This is a genomic window from Methanosarcina sp. MSH10X1 (assembly GCF_004099695.1).
Lineage (GTDB): Archaea > Halobacteriota > Methanosarcinia > Methanosarcinales > Methanosarcinaceae > Methanosarcina.
Genome location: NZ_SCHL01000018.1, coordinates 24,778 through 46,083 on the forward strand (window position 1 = coordinate 24,778; position 21,306 = coordinate 46,083).

At 42.1% G+C, this 21,306-nt stretch carries 13 protein-coding genes; 9 read left to right on the forward strand and 4 right to left on the reverse strand.

Annotated features, from left to right (window positions below; genetic code table 11):
• Positions 1-442 precede the first annotated feature (442 nt).
• The 8 genes from EQO05_RS12215 (at position 443) to EQO05_RS12250 (ending at position 14,433) form a co-directional block, all read left to right on the forward strand.
• Positions 443-3,796 (forward strand): PGF-pre-PGF domain-containing protein, encoded by a 3,354-nt coding sequence (locus EQO05_RS12215; RefSeq protein WP_164888548.1) that lies wholly within the window; start codon positions 443-445, stop codon positions 3,794-3,796.
• Positions 3,797-4,273: 477 nt separating this feature from the next.
• Positions 4,274-5,560 carry a PD40 domain-containing protein gene (locus EQO05_RS12220; protein ID WP_128506906.1) on the forward strand — a complete coding sequence of 429 codons (1,287 nt, stop codon included), beginning with the start codon at positions 4,274-4,276 and terminating at the stop codon, positions 5,558-5,560.
• A 393-nt stretch (positions 5,561-5,953) separates the two neighbouring features.
• Entirely contained in the window at positions 5,954-7,336 is a 1,383-nt protein-coding gene (locus EQO05_RS12225; protein ID WP_128506908.1) for a nitrous oxide reductase family maturation protein NosD, read from the forward strand.
• Between the two features lie 384 nt (positions 7,337-7,720).
• Positions 7,721-9,703 (forward strand): DUF460 domain-containing protein, encoded by a 1,983-nt coding sequence (locus tag EQO05_RS12230; protein WP_128506910.1) that lies wholly within the window; start codon positions 7,721-7,723, stop codon positions 9,701-9,703.
• 321 nt (positions 9,704-10,024) lie between these two features.
• Complete coding sequence (locus EQO05_RS12235) at positions 10,025-10,786, forward strand: UPF0280 family protein (protein ID WP_128506912.1); 762 nt, start codon at positions 10,025-10,027, stop codon at positions 10,784-10,786.
• A gap of 289 nt (positions 10,787-11,075) precedes the next feature.
• Positions 11,076-12,908, forward strand: coding sequence for an aldehyde ferredoxin oxidoreductase family protein (locus tag EQO05_RS12240; protein WP_240664642.1), 1,833 nt, complete (start codon positions 11,076-11,078; stop codon positions 12,906-12,908).
• 52 nt (positions 12,909-12,960) lie between these two features.
• A complete protein-coding gene (locus EQO05_RS12245; protein ID WP_128506915.1) occupies positions 12,961-13,245 on the forward strand; it encodes a MoaD/ThiS family protein in 285 nt (94 codons plus the stop codon).
• Positions 13,246-13,824: 579 nt separating this feature from the next.
• Positions 13,825-14,433: a cysteine hydrolase family protein gene (locus EQO05_RS12250; protein ID WP_128506917.1), complete on the forward strand. Its 609-nt coding sequence runs from the start codon at positions 13,825-13,827 to the stop codon at positions 14,431-14,433.
• A 91-nt stretch (positions 14,434-14,524) separates the two neighbouring features.
• On the opposite strand, the gene EQO05_RS12255 is transcribed toward EQO05_RS12250, so the two are convergent.
• The 4 genes from EQO05_RS12255 to corA all read right to left on the reverse strand — a co-directional run bounded on the left by EQO05_RS12255 (position 14,525) and on the right by corA (position 19,706).
• The gene (locus tag EQO05_RS12255; protein WP_240664644.1) at positions 14,525-16,501 is read right to left on the reverse strand and encodes a M3 family oligoendopeptidase; all 1,977 of its coding nucleotides are present in this window, start codon (positions 16,499-16,501) and stop codon (positions 14,525-14,527) included.
• A gap of 333 nt (positions 16,502-16,834) precedes the next feature.
• A complete protein-coding gene (locus EQO05_RS12260; RefSeq protein ID WP_128506919.1) occupies positions 16,835-17,743 on the reverse strand; it encodes a mechanosensitive ion channel family protein in 909 nt (302 codons plus the stop codon).
• Positions 17,731-18,480 carry a DUF432 domain-containing protein gene (locus EQO05_RS12265; RefSeq protein ID WP_128506921.1) on the reverse strand — a complete coding sequence of 250 codons (750 nt, stop codon included), beginning with the start codon at positions 18,478-18,480 and terminating at the stop codon, positions 17,731-17,733. The genes EQO05_RS12260 and EQO05_RS12265 overlap by 13 nt, the downstream gene beginning before the upstream one ends.
• A 161-nt stretch (positions 18,481-18,641) precedes the next feature.
• On the reverse strand, positions 18,642-19,706 hold the full coding sequence (corA, locus tag EQO05_RS12270) for a magnesium/cobalt transporter CorA (RefSeq protein WP_128506923.1): 1,065 nt from the start codon (positions 19,704-19,706) through the stop codon (positions 18,642-18,644).
• A gap of 300 nt (positions 19,707-20,006) precedes the next feature.
• Here corA and EQO05_RS12275 point away from each other — a divergent pair, with 300 nt between their 5' ends.
• Entirely contained in the window at positions 20,007-20,927 is a 921-nt protein-coding gene (locus EQO05_RS12275) for a hypothetical protein (RefSeq protein ID WP_128506925.1), read from the forward strand.
• Positions 20,928-21,306: the final 379 nt, after the last annotated feature.

The following is a 21,306-nucleotide window of genomic DNA, read 5'->3' on the forward strand; positions in this document are numbered from 1 at the left end:
CCTCAAACAGCAACCGTTTGACCCTGTTAATGGATTTAGAATATTTATTCTTTAGTTGTGATATATCTGAAAGTTATTCGCTCTCACATTCGAATGCCCGGATTGCTCGGGAAAGAAACATTTGACAAATGCATTTTTGACAAACGTGTTTTTGACAAAAGTGTTCTTGACACAAGTATTTCTGACAAAAGTATTTTTGACAAATGCATTTTTGACAAATGCATTTCCGAGCCCATTTGAGATTTCTAAAATTTTCTGTTACTTTTCTTTTTAATTTATATTTTTATATCCGGTATTTTTCTCGGATTTTTCCAATTCGGTTTTCATCCCTTATCGTTCCTTTAATATAGAGTTTCCCTGGAGCCAGCGTTAAAGAAAATTATTAAAGTATTGGAGATACTCTATTATTATTGTTATGCAGATAAATAAGGACGGAGAGGAAATGGAAAGTAACGAAAAGCTATTCAGGATGGTTCTAATTTCAACATTTCTTGTTTTTTTATTTTTAACTTCCATCTCTTTTATTGCGTCGGCGAAGGAAAGTAAGGTAGATGATAATGGAGAAGCGGATTTTGTATCGATTCAGGATGCAGTAAATAATTCCTTTCCAGGGGATATAATTTTTGTTTTGCCTGGCACCTATAATGAAATTGTGTATGTCGGAACGCAAAATATAAGCATCCTTTCACAATCCGGAAATCCTGAGGACACGTCGGTTAAGGCGTTCAAAATCAATGAAAATAATATTACTGTGAATGGATTCAGTATACAGGAAGGTTTAACCTTAACAGGATACGCGCACCCTGGTAACTCCGGTTCTCACTATCCGGTTAAAAACTGTACTGTTAAGAACAATAAGTTCCTGAAACACGGCATCGACGGTAATCAATGTTATAATGCTACTGTTGAGAGGAATATATTTCTTGGGGACAGTTCAGGCATCAGTTCCGAGTTTCATAATTGTACATTTTCCGATAATGTATTTTTTAAAGGGAACATTTCTATATATGCAGGCAGAGAACCGACGTGTAATATCATCCTTAATAACACATTTTTAAAGGGCGGTATAAGCCTGGCGGGTTCGGATGAAAACAGGATTCTCAAAAACAACATTTTTAGCGGAATCGATAATGGTTACGGAATTGTCCTTTCTGAATCCGGCGGCAATACTATAGATAATAATTCAATTTCCAGCACTATCTGCGCCATTTTTATGCCTTTTATCTGCGGTCACAATTACGTAACTAATAATACAATAACTTCAAACACCGTGGGAATACAACTTGCCTATCTCTCTGACGGAACCATAAAAAGTAACACAATTTCAAAAAATAATATCGGAATATCGATAGGTGAATCCTCAACAGCAAATATCACAAATAATACAATCTCAAAAAACGAGATTGGAATATCGGCAGGCAGCTCTTCCCTCGGGATCAATGTTGTGGGCAACGTAATAGAATTAAATAAAAAGTGTGGGATTTATCTTGACCAGACCCCTGGTGAGGTTTTTTTAGAAGGAAAGAGCCTCATATTCAACAATTTTTTCAACAATACAATTAACTTTTTTAATTACACTGAAAAAGCAAATTACGAGTGGGGTATTCATAATGCCGCCTTTAATATCACAAAAACATCGGGAACCAGTATTGTCGGAGGTCCTTATTCTGGAGGCAATTTCTGGGCGAAGCCTGATGGAACCGGTTTTTCGCGGACCTGCGTTGATTCGGATAAGGATGGGATTTGCGACCTGCCCTATAATATTAATGAGAGTGATTTTGACTACCTTCCACTAAGCTCATTTCCTGTAGAGCATGCAGACAGTGAGCTCATTCTAAGAGAAATTCAAATAACTGACAATGAATCCGATCAGACATTACCTGATATCTATGGCGACAGGATAATTTGGATAGATGGACCCCAGGTGACCCAGGACCATTACTTTTATTCGGATATTTATATTTACAATCTGTCCACCTCAGGGAAGAACCAGATAACCACCGACGGCTTAGATGCGAGTATACATAATAAGTATAATACGAATCCTCACGTAGATCGCGTGTATATAAGCAATATATCCCCCAGGATTTACAATGACAGGATTGTATGGACGCGTGTTCTCGGTTATGGTTCAAACCTGGATATCTACATGTACGATCTTTCCAGCTTAACAAAAACTCCGATCTCCACCGGCGGTTTAAATTTATGGCAGGGTTACCCCGAAATTTACGGGGACAGAATAGTCTGGACGGAGGATCGCAATGGAAATTACGATATCTACATGTATAATCTCTCTACCTCCAGGGAAACCCGAATAAGTAACAGCGGACAAGCTTTTCTTCCTAGAATCTATGGGGATCTAATAGTGTGGGAAGATAGGCGTAACGGAAACTTCGATATCTACACGTATAATTTTTCTGAAAGTAAGGAAACCCGGATCACCACTGATGATTCTAATCAGGAGTTTCCCGCAGTCTATGACAACACAATAGTATGGGTAGACAGACGCGGTGAAGTAAGCGAAGTCGATACTGACTACTCTGACATCTGCGTATACGACATCTTAACATCTACGGAAACTCAGCTCACAAAAGGTAGTGTAAGAGTGCAAAATCCTGATATCTACTGCGATAAGGTAGTATGGCAGGATGAACGCAATGGAGACTCCGACATCTATATGTATGATCTTTCTACATCCAGAGAGACCCGGATAACTGCAGATAAGTCGGATCAGCAGTCGCCTGCTATCTATGGGAACAGGATAGTCTGGCAGGATGAACGCAATGGAAATTCCGATATCTACATATGCATTTTTTTGGAGAAAAGATCTGAATCGGAATTTCCTGTTGCAAAATTAAACACCAATGTCACATGCGGGGATGCACCTCTTTCTGTCCTTTTTACGGACCTGTCCGAGAACGTGAAATCAAGAAGCTGGGATCTTGACAGTGATGGGACTATAGATTCCACGGATGCGAGTTTTGTTCATGTTTACCCAAAGCCCGGGAATTATACAGTCAGGCTCACTGCGGTTAACGAGATCGGAATTGATTCAAAAAAGGTTACGATAACCGTACTGGCTGGAGAAAACTCCGGTCGCGGCCATAAAGCCAGCACACGTGCATCTCCTGAACCGGCAACGAACGTTGATGTAAAAGAAATATCAGAGGCATTGGTTACTGCTGGAAAAGAGATAGGCTTCAATTTTACTCAGAATTCAACCTGTGTTGTGTATATGAGCTTCGATGCAGAGAAAAGCCCGGGAAAAACTGAGGCTACTGCCGAAATGCTGAAAAAGAAATCCGATCTGGTCCCCGAAACGCCTTCAGGTGAAGTATACAGGTTCTTTAATATCTGGTGTGGAAACAACGGAATAATAACCTCAAAGGATGTAAAAGATCCCGTGGTATGTTTCAAGATTGAAAAAACCTGGCTGCATGACAGAAAAATTGACCGAAATTCAATCACGCTCAGCAGGTACAGCGGCAAAGAATGGGTACAACTGCCGGTATCCCTTTCAGGAGAAGACAAGAGGTACCTGTACTTTACAGCCAAAACACCCGGATTCTCATTCTTTGCAATAACAGGTAAAGCCGCGGAGAAAGGATCCGAAGCCGAAAACGAAACCGGAACTGACACCCGGAACCCCTTACAGGACAGCAAAGCATCGGAAACTGAGCCGGAAGCCGAAACTGGAAAGGAATCCGGAACAGGTAAGAGCACAAATATGCCTGGATTTGAAGTGGTATGCGGAGTAGTCTGCCTGCTTGCTGTGTTTCGGTATAAGAGAAAGTAAAAATAGTTGATTAAGAGAATAAATGGATAAAGAGCTTAAGATAAAGAATAAAAGATATTGGAATATCCATCTTATTCCCTTTTTTGTCACTCGTTAAACACTGGCTTAAGAGAGTCCAGATTAATTTCAACAAGCTCAAATCGAATTCATGATTTAACTCTTCTTAAGCTCATTTGGGTCTCCGGACTCTAGATTTTATTTTTTATTTCTAATCTGTCTTTTAAAATATAGGTTTTGATTTTACTTCCAATCTGATTTTTGCAAATATTGGATTCGATTTTTGCCTTTAATATATATTTTAATGTATATTTTTACGGATGTTAGATTCAATTTATTCCTGCTTCAGAATGAATTATTACAGTTCAGGAAAACTCCAGAAATCCGGATTTTAAAGAAAGCTTTAAAATTTATTAGAGAGTAGACAATATTAGCATTTTTTTATAGAAAAACAGGTAAAAGATATAGAGGGTAGAATAAATGAGAGACAAAAAAAAGCTGCGCTCAACGGCTTTTGCTTCAATGATTCTGGTTTTTATTTTATTGATATCCATATTGCCTGCGGCACTGGCAGCCTCTGCACAAAATAATGCACATACGGTAAACGAATCTAAGATTTATATTAGCGAATTAAATGAAACCCTTATTACCACTAATGAATCCGATCAATCGTATCCTGCTATTTACGGGGACAGGATAGTCTGGACAGATGAACGCAATGGAAATTCCGATATCTACATGTATAATATCTCTACATCCACTGAAACCCGGATTACTACCAGTGAGTCAAACCAGACCTGGCCTACCGTCCACGGGAACAGGATAGTGTGGATGGATGACCGCAATGGAAATTTCGATATCTACATGTACGATCTCTCCACTTCCAGAGAAACTCAAATTACTACAAATGAGTCGGATCAGGAGTACCCCATTATTTACGGCGACAGGATAGTCTACAACGACGGTCGCAGCGGAGGAAGTATAAATGCTGATGAGGAGTACGAAGGGAACTGGGACATCTTTATGTACGACCTTTCTACTTCTAAAGAAAGCCAGATCACGACCAGTGAATTCGGTCAGTATTATCCCTATATCCACGGGGACAGGATAGTCTGGGAGGATAACCGCAACGGAAACCACGATATCTATATGTATGATCTTTCCACTTCCACGGAAACCCGGCTCACTACCAGCGAATTAAATCAGGAACTTCCTTTTATTTACGGGGACAGGATAGTCTGGATGGACTGGCGCAATGGAAACAAACTTGAGGACAAAAATGCAGATGTCTACATGTACGACCTCTCTGCTTCAAAGGAAATTCAAATCACCACTAATGAGTCAAACCAGAAGTGGTCAACTCCCATATATGGGGACAGAATAGTATGGGAGGATGACCGTAATGGAAACACTGACATTTATATGTACAACCTTTCCAGTTCCGTGGAAACCCGGATTACAGCAAATGAATCTAACCAATCAACCCCTGCCGTCTACGATGACAAAATTGTATGGTGGGATGATCGTAACGGAAACCCGGATATCTACATGTGTACTGTTTCAGAAGCCATAGTGAAAGAAGCAGGAACTGAAAATGAGCCTGCAAACGATGCCCAGGATACTGAACAGGACAATAGAGCACCAGGAAATGAGGAAGGACAAAAACCTGAGACAGGAAAAATCGCTAGCATACCCGGATTTGAAGCGGTTTACGTTTTAGCTTCTTTCCTTACGGTATTCAGGCATAAAAGAAAAATAAAGAACTGAGAAGTTGAAGGAAAAAATTTCAGTATTAAGTAAATGGGATGAAGCTTTCCTGGCTTCATCTTATTTTCAATTTTGATTCATTTTATTCCTTTTTCGATTCATTACGCTTATACCTTTTACTTACCTTAACCCTTCCTGTTTTAACAATTGTAACACTTCATGTTAAGTACAGAGGTAGTTTTTGCGTGAGCCAGGTGTTGAGATTCATTATAGAGGCATTCAATACCGAAAAGAAAAATTTCACGGTTAATTAGCAGTATACTATCTATTGGCTACCCTTTGTTTTATAGTTTTATCTCTTTATTTTGATATTATTGTAATCCAATATATTAATATTATTTAATGTTTAAATTCTAGCCTATTAATAAAAGTTTAATTAATAATTTATATTTAATGCGGGGGATTTACATAAACAGGTTTATCAGCTTATTTTTAGCTTTTCTTATTTTCATATTAGGCTCGAGTACTGGAACTGCGGTTGAAATCCTTGTCCAGCCGGGAGAATCTATACAGGCTGCGGTAAACAATACAAGTTCAGGTGATGTAATAATTGTGAAACCAGGCAATTACACCGAGAATATTGTAATCGGCACACAAAACCTGACAATAATGTCAGATTCCGGAAATCCCGAAGATACGGTAATTACAGCAAACAATCCGGGCGCAAACGTATTTCGCATATGGGCAAATAATACGACAATTAGCGGGTTTAAAGTCCGGTCAGCCCAGCACGCTCGCGTAACAGGGATTTATTTAACCGGGTGCAGCTACTGTGATATATGCAATAATGACCTTTCAGAGAATTATCTCGGGCTGTACCTGAGTAATTCAAAAAATAACACGATTTCGGACAATAAAATGAACCTGAGCGGGAAATACGGGGTCCAGCTCATGCATTCGGAAGGAAATGTACTCTCAAACAACAGTGTTGATTCAAACCATCACGGAGTTGTCCTGGAGAATAATTGCAGTGACAACAACCTTACCGGGAACCTTGTAGGTTCGAATGCGGGATTCGGTTTTTATCTAATAAATTCGAGCAGCAACAACCTCAGCAATAATACTATAAGCAGGAACGATATGGGGATTTACCTGACAAACTCAAACCTGAGTATAATCTCAGAGAACAGTCTCTTTGAGAATATCAGGTATGGAATGTGGATATCACATTCAAACTATAGCTTAATTTCTGGGAATGCCGTTAAAGAAAGCAACTGGGGTATTCGCCTGAACTATACGGATAACAGTACGCTTTCAGGAAATATTCTTGCTTTCAATTATGTTTCAGGTCTTTCAATGTGTCCAGCCTGTGACAATAACACTATATTCAATAATTATCTCAATAATACTTTGAATGTACATGTAGGAAACAGGAGAAATACCTGGAACACGGTAAAGAAGACAGGCACAAACATTGTAGGGGGACCTTATATGGGAGGCAACTTTTGGGCAAGCCCAGACGGGACAGGCTTCTCCCAGACCGCACCGGACAGGGACAAAAACGGCATCGCAGATATGAAGTATAATGGAACGAACGTTACGGATTACCTGCCTCTTGTGCCCGTATCCGATCCGCAGCAGGAGCTTCCTGTTACAGATCCGGGTACAGATTTTATAAATCCAGGTATAAATCCTGCAGACTCCGGTGCAGAGCTTGAAACTTCCAGTCCTGATGAACTTACTGACCTTACTGCCTCAAAGACAACTGAGAATTCCGGACCTGCAGGCAGCTTAAACAATGACAGTGCCGGAAAGGCTGTCTATCACAGGTTATGAACCGCCTCAAAAAATAGGAAAAATTAGCGGCAATAATAAAAAGTTATAAAAAAGAGTGTTGACTTTGGCGTATGAAACCGAAGACTTAAATCTGATATGGAAACAATGTATGAAAGGCTACTAATCCTTTCATCTTATTTTTTGCATATTTCCCGAATGATCGCAGGCAACCCTGAACAGGTTTATTATTTACAGGCTCCCGAGACCTGCTCCCTTTGAGACGGCTGGAAAGTTATCCTGAGCATTGCTCCGTATTCCTGAGATTCATGTAAAATGGGTTTTTCGTATAAAATGACTTTAGAGATCATATTAATAAATAGATTTAAATAATAAAATTGAGTGCAGTTAAATATATATTCTATAAAAAATAAAATATAGACGCTCATGCAAAAAAGGATTATCTATGGAATCGATATTGCCCGGGGCTCTCCCAGGGCAAGGGAACTTCCCAGATATGCACTTGCTATCCTTAAGGACGGCGAAGTTTCCCATCAAAGTATGCTCCGTCGCCAGAAGATCTTCAACATGATCCAGAGGGAAAAGCCGGAGATAATAGCTGTTGACAATATTTTCGAGCTTGCAGCCGACAGAAACGAACTTCTTTCTCTTATGGAACGGCTGCCTGAAGGCGTTAAACTTGTTCAGGTCACAGGTGGGCTGCACCCTGAACCGCTTGTCAGGCTTGCACGGAAACACGGGCTTTCACTTGATCCCGAAAACCCGAATGATGAAGCCGAAGCATGTGCCCGCCTTGCGGAAATGGGGGTTGGGCATGAGGTTTCCCTCTTTGAAGACATCACAAAGATTAAAGTCAGCAGAGCCCGCTCTCTGGGAAGGGGAGGCTGGAGCCAGAACCGGTACCGCAGGAAGGTACATGGGGCTGTGCTGCAAAGGAGCAGAGAAATTGAAAATGCCCTGAAAGATCTCTCCAGGGAAAAAGGCATCAGGTTCGAAGCCGTAAACGTAAAAGGCTTCGGAGGGTATGTCAGGTCCGAATTCACTGTTTATGCAAAACGCGGAGAGATCCCGATACATCCAATGGCAAGCAATGATGCTCAGGTAAGCGTAAGAAGCGTTGAACGCGATAAAATCCGATACGTTCCCCTAAAACCGAAGAATACGAGGCGTAAATTTACAATCGTGGGAATCGATCCAGGAACAACCGTAGGAATAGCTATTCTCTCACTTGACGGAGACCTTCTGTACTTGAAAAGCTTCAGGGGAATTGCTCCTGACGAAGTGGTCAAACTTATAGCAGAATACGGAAAACCTGCAGTAATAGCCAGTGATGTGACTCCCATGCCGGGCTCGGTTGAGAAAATAAGAAGGAGTTTCAATGCCGTGCCTGCAAGTCCGGGGATCGAGGTTTCTGCCGAGGAAAAAATTGCAGTTGGGAAGACCTTCGGTTACTCCAATGACCATGAAAGGGATGCACTGACTGCGGCTCTTCTCACCTACAGAAGTTATAAGAATATTTTTACCCGGATTGAAAAGAAAGCTCCTCAAAACGCAGATCTTGAGCTAATAAAGTTGCATGTAATCCGCGGAGCTTCGATAGAGGCTGCAATTGAAAAAGTTCGGGTTTCAGGTGAGCCTGAAAAACCAAAATCAAGAGAGCGTGCTGAAAAACAGGAAGACAGACCAGTCGATGAGACCCTCCTGAAAATGAGGGAAACTGCCCAGCGGCAGAGCGAGCAGATACAGAACCTGCAGGAATATCTTGAGGAATTAAAGCAAGAACTGATCGCAAAAGACAGGAAAATCTCAAAGCTTGAATCAAGGCTGAATAGTTTCAAGAAGGAAGCCTACGGGGAAATACGGAAATCTAAAGAAATCCGGATAAGGGACGAGACGATTGAAAGCCTGAAAAAAGAGGTAAGCAATAAGAATAAAACCGTAAAGGAACTGCGGCGCAGAAGTAACAAGCTACGTAAAATCCAGAAGATGGAGGTCCGCGGCGAAGGTACCGCTGTCAAGGTTATTGCCGCTTTTACGAAGGAATCCATTGCAGAAACAAAGGAGAAATACGGGCTTAAGACAGGCGACGTGGTTTTCCTCGAAAACCCAAGCGGAGGAGGGGCTGCAACCGCGCAGATTCTTGTAGAAGCCGGAGTCCGCGCCGTACTTATTCCGGAGGACATTTCGCACGCAGCAAACGAAACCTTCTTCAAAGGAGATGTGCCGGTTTTAAAAGACATCCCGCTCGAAAGGGCTGAAGACTTTGCAATGGCTGAACCCGAAACCCTCAAAGCCGCAATCGCAGCCTGGGAAAAAGAAGCCGATGACAAACGCCACCAAGCCAAACAGGACGAACTTCAAAGCCTCTTTGAAGAATATAAAAGTGAAAGGCGCAGGGGCCTGGTTTAAAAAGCCCCTTTTTCAAACAAACCGTTGACCCGCGACCGTTGTGCCGCGACCGTTGCGCCGGTCGATCACGCTCCGGTTACACCAGTATAGATAAATCGTGAGTTTTTGCTCAAACTTTTTTTGAAAAGGCTTGCGTTGCGCCAGTTTATCACGCTCCGGTTACTCCGGTCTAGATAAAGCACGCGTTTTTGATAAAACTTTTTTTGAAAAAGTTTTCGCTCAAGCCTTTTTTGAAAAGGCTTGCGATCAAGGATTTTTTTGAAAGGATTTATGGAATTTGGATAATACCTTTTTTAAGCAATAAACCCTATCTGGATCAGCATGCCAGATCCCATGAAAGAACCCGCTAAAGAACCTGACGGTGGCCCGATCAAGGAACATTTCCAGCTCAGGGAAACCATAGTTACGATTGCGGCTGACAGGCAGGCTCATATCGAGGCTGCAAAAGAAGCAATTCGCACCCACAGGGCAGCCCTTGAGACTTTCATTCTTTCCGATCCTTATTTTCAGCTTACTCTCGAACCTTACGAATGTCCGGAAAATGCGCCTGAAGTTGTAAAAAGGATGGTAAAAGCCGGAAACACTATGGGAATAGGTCCGATGAGTGCGGTTGCAGGTACGATTTCTGCGCTTGCAGTGGAAGCTATGGTTGATGCAGGGGCAAGGTATGCGATTGTGGATAATGGTGGGGATATTGCACTCATTAATGACAGGCCTGTAGTGGTTGGGATCTACGCCGGACAGTCCTCCGTTAAAAATCTGGGCCTGGTTTTCGAACCCAGAGATTCGATTACAGGCGTATGCACTTCAGCCGGTACGGTTGGGCCCTCAATCAGTTTCGGGATTGCAGATGCAGCTGCTGTATTCTCGGATGACGTGTCCCTGGCAGATGCGGCTGCAACGGCTCTTGGAAACGAGGTGGGTACAGGAAAAGAATCAGTAGAAGCTTCTTTCAAAGCCGTAAAGGGAATTCCGGGAATAAAGGGGGCACTCGTAATCCAGGGAGAATATATCGGCGTGTGGGGGCAGATACCAGGGATTACAAGAGCTAGGATAAGGTACGAACATATCACAAAGGCCTGAATATTCACAGATGTCCTGAATGAGATTTCTCGCATTTACAGGATTTATTTGCGTACTCACAGGAACTTATTTTATGTGAATACTTTTATAAAGGAACTTTAGCATAATTAAATACTATTAAAATTGAGATTATACTCAAAATGTACTCTATTCGGGCAGCTTTGGTCAGGAAATTTTTGTGAGAGAAGGAGAACCGGGCTAGAAACCGATTGAGGCTGTCATTTGAATAAATTGAAAATAAAATCTTTGGGGAAGGTTATCTATGTTAGGGGGCTACTTAGGGAAAATTTTGGATGTTAATCTTGAAAGTGGAGAGCTTAAGGATATACCGCTTGATGAAGAAGTCCTGAAGATGTACATCGGAGGAAAAGGGCTTGGCCTGAAATTCATATATGACGAGCTCAGAGAGGATATCCAGCCGTTTGATCCGGACAACCTCCTGATTTTTATGACCGGACCGGCAACAGGAGGAAGAGTGCCTACAAGCGGGCGTTATCATATCCTTACCAGTAAATCCCCCCTGACCGGAGGATTGGGGAGCGGAAATTCGGGAGGAAAGTGGGGAACATACCTGAAGTTTGCTGGATATGACGGCGTGATTGTCCGCGGAATCTCGGATAAACCGGTTTACCTGAGCATTATGGACGGGAAAGCCGAACTCGTGGAAGCTCCTGATATCTGGGGCATGACCACGATTAATGTCACGGCTGAACTCATTGACAGGACTACGAAGAATCCCAGAAAAACCTCAGTCGCCTGCATAGGTCCTGCCGGTGAAAACCTGATTTCCATGGCCTGTATAATGAATGACGAATACAGGACAGCGGGCAGGACAGGATCGGGCGCTGTCATGGGCAGTAAAAAGCTGAAGGCGATAGTGGTTTCAGGAAACGAAAGGCCGAAAGATGCAAACCCTGAGATGCTTGTCGAAGAGGTCGCAGAGGCGATGAAACTTATCAGGGAAAACCCGGTTACGGGTCCGAAAGGCGGACTGCACGTTTACGGAACTGCGGTCCTTGTAAATATAGTGAATGCGCATGGCGCATATTCTTCAAGAAACTTCCAGAACAGTCATTTCCCTGAAGCCGATGAGCAAAGCGGAGAACGGCTTACCTCAACCTATCTTACAGGCACGATTGGCTGCTGGGGCTGTCCCATTATCTGCGGAAGGAAGTCCAGTGTTCCCGAGGGCCCCTTCAGCATCAAATACACGGAGGGTCCGGAATATGAGACTATTTTCGCTCTCGGGTCGAACTGTGGAGTAAAAGAGCTTGATGCAGTCATAAAAGCAAATCATTACTGTAATGAGTTCGGGATCGACACGATCTCTATGGGAGGGACTATTGCCTGCGCCATGGAACTTGTTGAGAAAGGAAAAATCCCTGAGGAACGTCTGCAGGGCTTGACTCTGAAATTCGGGGATGCAGCGGCAATGGTAGATTGTGTCTGGAGAACAGCGTATAAAGCCGGGTTCGGAGCCGACCTTGCACTTGGTTCGAGAAAGCTTGCAGAGAAGTACAATGCTTCGGAGTTTTCTATAAATGTCAAGGGTATGGAGTTGCCAGCCTACGATCCACGCCCGATTCAGGGGATAGGGCTTGAGTATGCGACTGCGAACCGTGGAGGCGACCATGTTTATGGCTATACCATTCCTGCCGAGATTATCGGGTTACCGAAAAAGCTCGATCCGTATTCCACTGAAGGCAAGCCTGAATGGACAATTTTCATGCAGGATATGGTCTCTGCGATAAACTCAACTGTAATTTGTCTGTTCACAAGTTTTGCAATAGGGCTTCCCCAGTATGCGGGCATGCTGCAAGCGATTACAGGTATGGAACTTGATCCTGAAAAACTGCTAAAGATAGGAGAGAGGATCACAAACCTCGAGCGTTTGATAAATAACAGTTATGGGCTTGCCAGAGAAGAGGATGTACTTCCAAAGCGCCTCACCGAAGAAGCGGTTTCAAGCGGTCCCTCCAAAGGGCAAATTTCCCATGTACCTGAAATGATTGACAGATATTACGAACTCAGAGGCTGGGTTGACGGAAGACCTGCTGAGGAAAAGTTAAAAGAACTCGGGATCTCCAGAAATCGGAAGATGCAGCTTGGTACAGTTGCTTAAGGCTCAGGTTACGGGTTAAGTAAAGCTAAGGGGTTTCAGGCGGGATGATAAAATGAAAGTAAACGTAAGATTCCTTGCTTCAATCCGTGAAATCGTCGGAGCGCACGAAATCCCGTTCGAAATAAGTCCAGGCAATACAGTGAAATCCCTGCTTGAGATTCTGGAATCTCGCTTCGGAGCAGATTTCGAAGAAGCAGTTGGAAAGCCCTTTGAGGATAAGAATCCCAGAGTTATGTTTCTTGTTAACGGCAGGGATATAGAATTCCTTAAAGGGCCCCAAACAGAGTTAAATGAAGGGGATACCGTAGTCCTTATTCCGCCTGTTGCAGGCGGATAATCGACAAAGCCAGGCAAAAAACTATAAACTTCAATTATGACTGTCAATTAATAATCATATTAATAATTGTATTAAGAATTATATTAAGAATTATATTAATAGTTGTGTTAATAATTGTGTTAATAATACAATTATTAATTAATAGTTAGATTAAGAATTATATTAAGAATTAATAATTATATTAATAATTATATTATTAATGGAAAAAACGGACCCGATCTGTCTTCAAATTTTACTCTTTTTTCTGTAAAAATAAATGAATACAAGTGCCGTCAAAATAAAAAAAATTGAAACTACTATTTCTCCAGGTACCGCTTGAGTAGTCATTGTAGTAACCGGACTTGTAACAGTGTTCATATATTTATAAACATAGGGTACAGGTAAATATTTTTCTATAATATTTGCAATTTGAATGAATTTCTCAATCCGATTGTAGTTATGAAATCTAAAACGTTAAACTTAAGCAGACTACATGAAGTTCCAAAAAGATTTTGAAGTTCCAAAAAGATTTATGTTATTCGTGCAGTAATTTACAGATAGAGAAAAATACAGATCGGATTGAGAAGGGGTGAGCCTGGTATGGAGTCAATGAAAAAAGGTGAAACTTTGAAAGCTCTGGTTATTATAGATATGACTAACGATTTTGTGTACGATACATATGATTATAAAGGGACGTTATATGAGGGAAAACTTGTAGCCCCTATGGGAAAAGCTATAGTTGATAATATTGCCAGGCTGGTAATAAAAGCAGTAAATCGGGGAACAGTCAGCGTTTTCAGGCTTTCGAAAGATCACGTCAACGCCTTTATGAATCCCGAACTCGAGTTGAAAATTGCAGAACTGGGAATCAATGAAGTCTTCATAACAGGTCTGGTTGAGGAAGTCTGCATATACATTAATAGCATGGGTTTCCTTGAGAGAGGTTTTAAAACGAATATCGTAAAAGGGTGTACAGCACCTTTCGATGAAACAAAAGGGAGAGAGGCTTTCAGGGAACTTACGGAATGCGGCGCAAAAATGGTTGACGGGGTCCCGGAAGACATAAAAGTTATACTGCTTCTCGAAGACGAGCACGATGAGAACTCCGAAGAGATTAAATCAGGAGCCTGGCCGCCCCATAACATGAAAGGAACCCCTGGCGCCCTGACCGTCAAAACTATCCGGGACTCGCTTGAGAAAAGAATATAAGAGCAATCAGGCGTGTGCTGGCTTTTTCTCATTTCTCGCTATACTTCCTTCGTATCCTGATTCTCCTTTCTCCAGATCTCTTTTTTCAGGGTTATTTTTTTGCCAGGTTATACAACTCCCGAATCCTTGATTCAACGACATCCATTGCGTCCTCAAAGAGCTGTCTGTTGATTTCGATCCCGAAGTACTTGATAAGTTTTGCTTCGGGAGGCATTGTCGAACCTGCCGAGAGATAGGCTATGTAATTTTTGTTGAAAGTTTCCGGATCTTTTCCATACTGCTTGAAGAGAGCCAGGGTTATTGCCTTTGAAACCGAGTAATTGAAGGTATAGTAGTTGCTTGTCAGGTAAATATGATTGATGTAAGTCCATTCTGCGGAATCCTCAGGATAATACTCAACTGAAGGGCTCCTGTATTCTTTAGACAGGCTCGTCCAGATAGCGTTAAGTTCCACCCCGGTTACCGTTTCTTTTTCTGCACAGAGCCTGTGCGCTCTATATTCGAATTCCGTGATTAAGGGCTGCCTGGTAAAAAAGTTCTGGTAATCATCTATCTGCTGGGAGAGTACGGCAATTGCGGTATCCTTATCCGAACTTTCGACAACATGGTCAACAAGGAGCTCTTCGTTGAAAGTTGAAGGAATCTCCATCTCGTAAATCGTACCCGAGCAGTAAAGGTAATCCACGGAATTGCCCATGAGGTAGAAATTAACGGCATGCCCAAGTTCATGCGTCAGGGTTTTCTGGTCCCTGATGAGGCCGTCATAGTTCATAAAGATAAGAGGAGGAGCTTTCAGGGCGCAGGAGTCGGTACAGTATCCTCCTGGCTGTTTTCCGTGTTCAGGGTCGGGATATACATCTATGAAGCTCCCGGTTACCATTTTAAAAAAGATCTCTTTAAAATTGGGATCCATTCCGGAATAGGATTTCTCAATCTCTCTCACAGCGTCTATGTAAGCATATTTTTTCCCGGGTTCGTTTGTCAGTTGCAGCATAAGGTCGTATGGTTTGAGCGCCTCAAGTCCGAGCCTGTTCCTCCTGAATTCGTTATAGTCCTCAAATATTCCTTTTCTCTGCTTGAAAACGGCGTTCATGTCATCAATCTGAGCACGGGTAAGATAGAGATTATACAGGGTATAGTCATAGAAATCTGCGTATTTAAGCTCCCCTGCAACAAGATCGTCAATCCGGGCTTTTTTGCAGTAGAGAGACGCCATAGATTCGGACTCTTTTATCAGGTGGTAGAACCTCTTATCATAACACCTTTTCCTGTTTTCCCGGCTCGGATCTGTGGAAAGCAGAGTGTTGTAGGACTGGGAATTGACGGAAAATTTCTCTCCGTTCTCAAGCGTTATCTCGCCTGCTCTCGTGACTTTATTCGTAATTTGAGAAAGCGCTTCAGTCTCAAGTTTCATGCGCTGGTTTTCAAGCTCTGCAAGATACATAGCCTGGGTCTCATTCACCGGCCTGTGCTCTGAAAACCTAATATAACTGGCTGCAAGATAAGCCCTGTAAGCCTCAAGCCCGGGTTCTTCAGAGAAGAGCCTGTCCCATTCCTCTTCCCCGAGCGAAGTCAATTTTACGGTTGCAAAGGCTCTGGCTTTTTTATATTCGGTAAACAGATCCTGGACACTTCCTACAAGGGAAATAAAAAACGGTTCATTTACATTTTTACTCAGCTGAGTGTGTGCATAGGTATATAGAACCTCCAGCGATTTCGAATACTCCTTTTCACTTTCCAGAAAACCGAGCAAATCATGTCCGGAGAGCTTTTCAAACTTAGGACGGAAAGTTTCGTTTATCTCCTGCGATTTCTTATTTAATTTCTCAAGTTCTTCCGAAGCATCTTCCCTGCTGCTGAAAAGATACGTATCATTCCATTCCGTAGTAACCTTATCGGCACTGACCTCTCCGGATCCGGATTCCTTATTTGTGACTTCATAGGACTTCTCTGCGTTCTCGGAAGCCTTTTCTTCCGGAAAAACTGCAAAAGACAGCAATGCCCCTAGAGCCAGGGACCCTTTTAACATCCCTGAAGCTATAAACTCTTTAACCGATTTTGATTTCATAAGACCGCTACCTTTGTGTGATAAAATATCAGTTTATTATACCCGTTTGTTAGCACTGACTTCATCTTATGCAAAAATCCATTTTATTTTATACAAAACTACTATTACATCGCAGATAGTAATAGCTTGCCTCAGATTAGTCGCAGTCTTTTTTATTTAGGAAAGAGGCTTCATTGATGGCAACAATTGGGCTTCTTAATCAATTGTTCTTAATCAATTGTTCTTAATCAATTGTTCTTAATCAATTGTTCTTAATCAATTGTTCTTAATCAATTGAGGGGTTTGTGGCGTTTAACGTGATGAAGACATTGAGGAGCAGGCTAACAGGTTTACTCAGGCTAAAACCCTCTCCTCATAATTTAATACGCTCTCGATTTCTTTTCCCGGTATCAGTTCTTCAGGAATCTTTTTTACATCGCTCTGAATGCGGATTATGCGCTGAGGTAAAGGAATCTCTATACCATATTCTTCCAGGGTCTTTTTTATATTCCACAGGATTCTGGTTTTTATCCCGAACCACTCATTAACAGGCGCCCAGATCCTGACAGTAAGATTTACCGAACTGTCCCCGAGATCATTTACGAAAACCGAGGGCGCGGGATTCAGGAGAGCAAAGGGTTCTTTGTCGATAAGGTCTTTGATAAGAAAGATTGCAGCATCTGCATCGTCACTGTAACGGATCCTGATTGTATACTCAAACCGTCGGACAGGGTGCCCGACAATATTTGTGATATTTGTTGTAAAGACCTGCTGGTTGGGCAGGCGGACAAGGAGCCCGTCATAGGTCCTTATGAGAGTCGAGATTATGCGAATATCGGTCACATAGCCTGAGATTCCGCTGATCTCCACCTGGTCCCCGATTTTTATTGGCCTTTCCACCATCAGGAAAAAACCCGAAACCAGATTTCCCACAATGTTCTGGCTTGCAAAACCGAGGATGATACCTGTGACTCCTCCCGCCACCAGAAGTGCTGAGGGATTAAGCCCGATGAGAGGAAGGATCGAAATAGAAACGATAATAAGTATGCCGTAATAGAGGATTTTGAGAAGGGTCTCACCCACATCTTTGCTGACTTTATCCTTCAGGGACCTTCGAAGATAAATTGTGAGAATTTTGGTAAGAAAGATGGAGAGAAACAAAATAAGCACAAATTTCAGCAGGTCTCCCAGGGTTACAGGCGCCTTGGAGGTATTGTACAGGACAATATCGAGAAGGTTAATATCCAGTATCAAAAGCCCCACTCCATGTAAAATTTAAGGGGTACGAAACCAAGCTTCTGAAGGCTGTAAACCCCGAAAGCTTCTTTCCTGGTTTTAAAGTCTTTCAAGGGGCTGCTTTTTAGCTCCCCGCTAATATGCTGTAGCTCAAAACCTGTTTCAGCCGTATTCCTGTTAAGAATGTCCATACGTGCCCGCATGAAAGCATCACCATCCCCTCCATAGTAAAGTTTCATACCATATGCACTGAAGACTGCCTTTGAAATCGACGCCCAATCCGAGGAAGTATTCCGAAGGGTCAGTTCAAGAATTCCCTCCTCCAGAGGATTGGGAGAAGGAGAAATTGAATATACCTTGCTTTTCCAGTGCTTACAGAGAACTCCGTTTGAAACCTCCCCGTAAAGGGTGAATTTCTGCCTTGCCAGGCTCATCACATCCAGAAGCTGGATATTTTTCTCTCCTTTATCGGAGATGAAAACGCCTATCTCTATCGGAAAAGTCAGGAAAATTCTTCTTTTTGCACTTCCGGCAAGAAGCAGAGTATTCTCAAACTCTATCAGCAGATTTGGGGTAATTTCTTTAGGCGTGTTTAAGGGTTCTACCGGATTTATTATCAGGCGCTTTCCATCCCCAAGGATAATCTTCTCTACTTTATCGGTTCCAAGCGTCCTTCTGTACATCCAGTGCTGTCCGTTGTTTTCCACAGAGATGGAAATTCCTTCCTTCTCAACTGAAAACGGGGGGTTATAATAACCGTACATAATAATCCGAAATTAGCATTTTTAATAATTGCCTGAATCTCTTAATATAGACATGCAACATTATAAAAATTTTCATGTTTAAAAACTTTTCCCGGGTCGAGAGGAAAAAATAGGCTGACAGGGGAGGGGACAAAAGAGAAATCTGCCGCGAAAAAAGAAGGTCAGACCCACCTTCTTTTCTTAAAATATAGAAACATGCTGACTCCGAGAAGGGTCATTCCAAGCATTACTGCCGGATAGCCCCAGCGCCATTCGAGTTCAGGCATATATTTGAAATTCATTCCATAAACACCTGCTACGAAAGTTAGGGGGATGAAAATCGTTGCTATGACTGTCAGTACCTTCATAACGTCATTCATCCTGTAGCTTACACTGGAGAGATAGATATCAACCATTGAAGACAGAATATCCCGGAAATCTTCGACTGAATCAATTACCTGGATAGTATGGTCATAAATATCTCTGAGGTAAATGCGGGTGGTTTCTTTGATAAGGTCGGACTCGACCCTCTGCAAACCGCTTATCAGCTCCCGAAGAGGCCAGACGGATTTCCGGAGGGTAATCATATCCCTTTTATATTTCTGGATGGTTTTGAGAGTTTCAGGCTTTGGCTGTATTACCAGTCCCTCTTCAAGATATTCGATCTCGTCCCCGAAGTGCTCAAGAATCAAAAAGTAGTTGTCGACCACAGAGTCAATGAGGCTGTAGGCGAGATAGTCGACTCCATTTTTCCGCAGGCGGGAAGCCGGATTTCCAAACCTTTCCCGCACAGGGTCAAAAACATCCCCCTGCCGTTCCTGAAAAGAGAGGATATAGTTGGGGCCGATAATGATGCTTATCTGATCTACGATAATTTCTTCCCTATCCGTGTCAAGAAGCATCATTTTTAAAACCGTATAAATATAAGATTCGTAATCTTCAGTTTTGGGCCGCTGCCCTGTATTGAGCACGTCTTCAAGGGTAAGGGGATGGATATTGAAGTATGTTCCGAGTTTTTCTATAATATCTACCCTGTCCAGCCCATCCACATTTATCCATAAATTGAGTTCGGGATGTCCCTTCAACTCAATACATTCCTCAATAGTCTCCAGCTCTCTTTCTATAAGCCTCTCACTGTTATATGCAAGGAGCCGGATTACTACCCTTTCGACTTTCTTTTCCCCTACATGGATAAGCGTTCCAGGTGCAAGCCCGGTTTTTGAGCCTCTTCTTCCAAAAGTCCCCATGCTTATATCTCTGCCTCACTTTCTAATAAAAATGGACTACTCAGTAATTAAAGTTTCATTGATTTAAGCCTGTGTACGGCTTTTAGCCTGAATATCTTTGCTGATTTTATCAAATAGATGGGATTGTTCTCAATGCCACCGGATTCTCAACTTGAAATAAGCTTTTTATATGCCTGTAGATAAATATATGTATTATATATTTAATAGAATAAGGTATTAAATATATAATTGATTTCTTCCAAAAATTGGGGAATTTGGAAAGATAGTCAGCTTCAGAACTAAAATATAGGGGTAATTAATATGGTTGAAACAGAGGTTATAGATAGTTTATACGATATGCTCGATCAGTTCATAGCATTTATTCCGACATTAGTAGCTATAATTCTTCTAATTATCATAGGAACAATACTGGGAAAATTCCTTGGCAAGATCGGTGCGAAGATACTGGATAGAATAGGACTTGACGACCTGATTGACAGGACCGTAATTGGGGGAATGTTAAGACGGGCGCAGGTGAGTACGATAGGCTTTTTTGAAGCACTCATCCGCTGGTTCATTTACATTATCTTCGCTGTAATCATTCTGGATCTCCTGGATATTCAGGTTGTGAATGAATTTGTCAATCTTGTAATATACTACATCCCGCTTGTGATCTCGGCAATTATTGTCCTGCTCATAGGTTTGCTGATCGTGGATTTCATCAGCGATTTACTGCAGAGATTGCTCATGTCCGCTGGAGTGGACGAGAAATTTGAACAGACTCCTATTGGAGCCTCGCTGAGATCCGGAGGGCTGACAGTATCAGCTGTCATAGCTGGAGTAGTCAGGATATTCGGGTACCTGATCTTCCTCACGGCTGCATCTGATATCCTGCAGTTGACCATGATTACCAATCTGTTGATAGATATTACTCAGTACCTGCCACGTGTCCTTGTAGCTATCCTTATCCTGGTGATAGGAATTCTTGCGATTGACGTAGTGATGGATTACCTGAGCGGAACTGTAAGGGGCATGAAGATAGAGGGAGCAGATATAATTATCCCACTCCTCAGAGGCTTCCTGCTTCTTATTGTGATTCTGGTTGCCCTGGATACCATGCTAATTGACACTACCATCGTCTATATATTCTTCAGGCCGCTGGCATGGGGAGTTGCAATCGTGGTCGCATTCAAATATGGGGTTAAAGACGCACTTATTGCCTACGCCAAAGAAAGGAAGTAACCCTTCCTTTCATTAATTTTTGAATTTTTATTCATCCTTACTGATTGGATCAATACGAATCAAATCAATAAAGATCAGTCAATAAAGATCAATCAATAAAGATCAGTCAATAAAGATCAATCAATAAAGATCAATCAATAAAGATCAGTCAATAAAGATCAATCAATAAAGATCAGTCAATAAAGATCAATCAATAAAGATCAAATCAATACGGATCAGACCAGCCGTGATTGATCGAAGCTGTTCTTGTCTGACCATTCATGCCGGGGATAAAACCATAGATCTGGCTTTAAAAGGCAAAAGTAATAATATATAAAGTATGTAATTTATTTTGGATCGTCGACTTTTTTCGAACATTAGCAGACAATTTTTTACATAC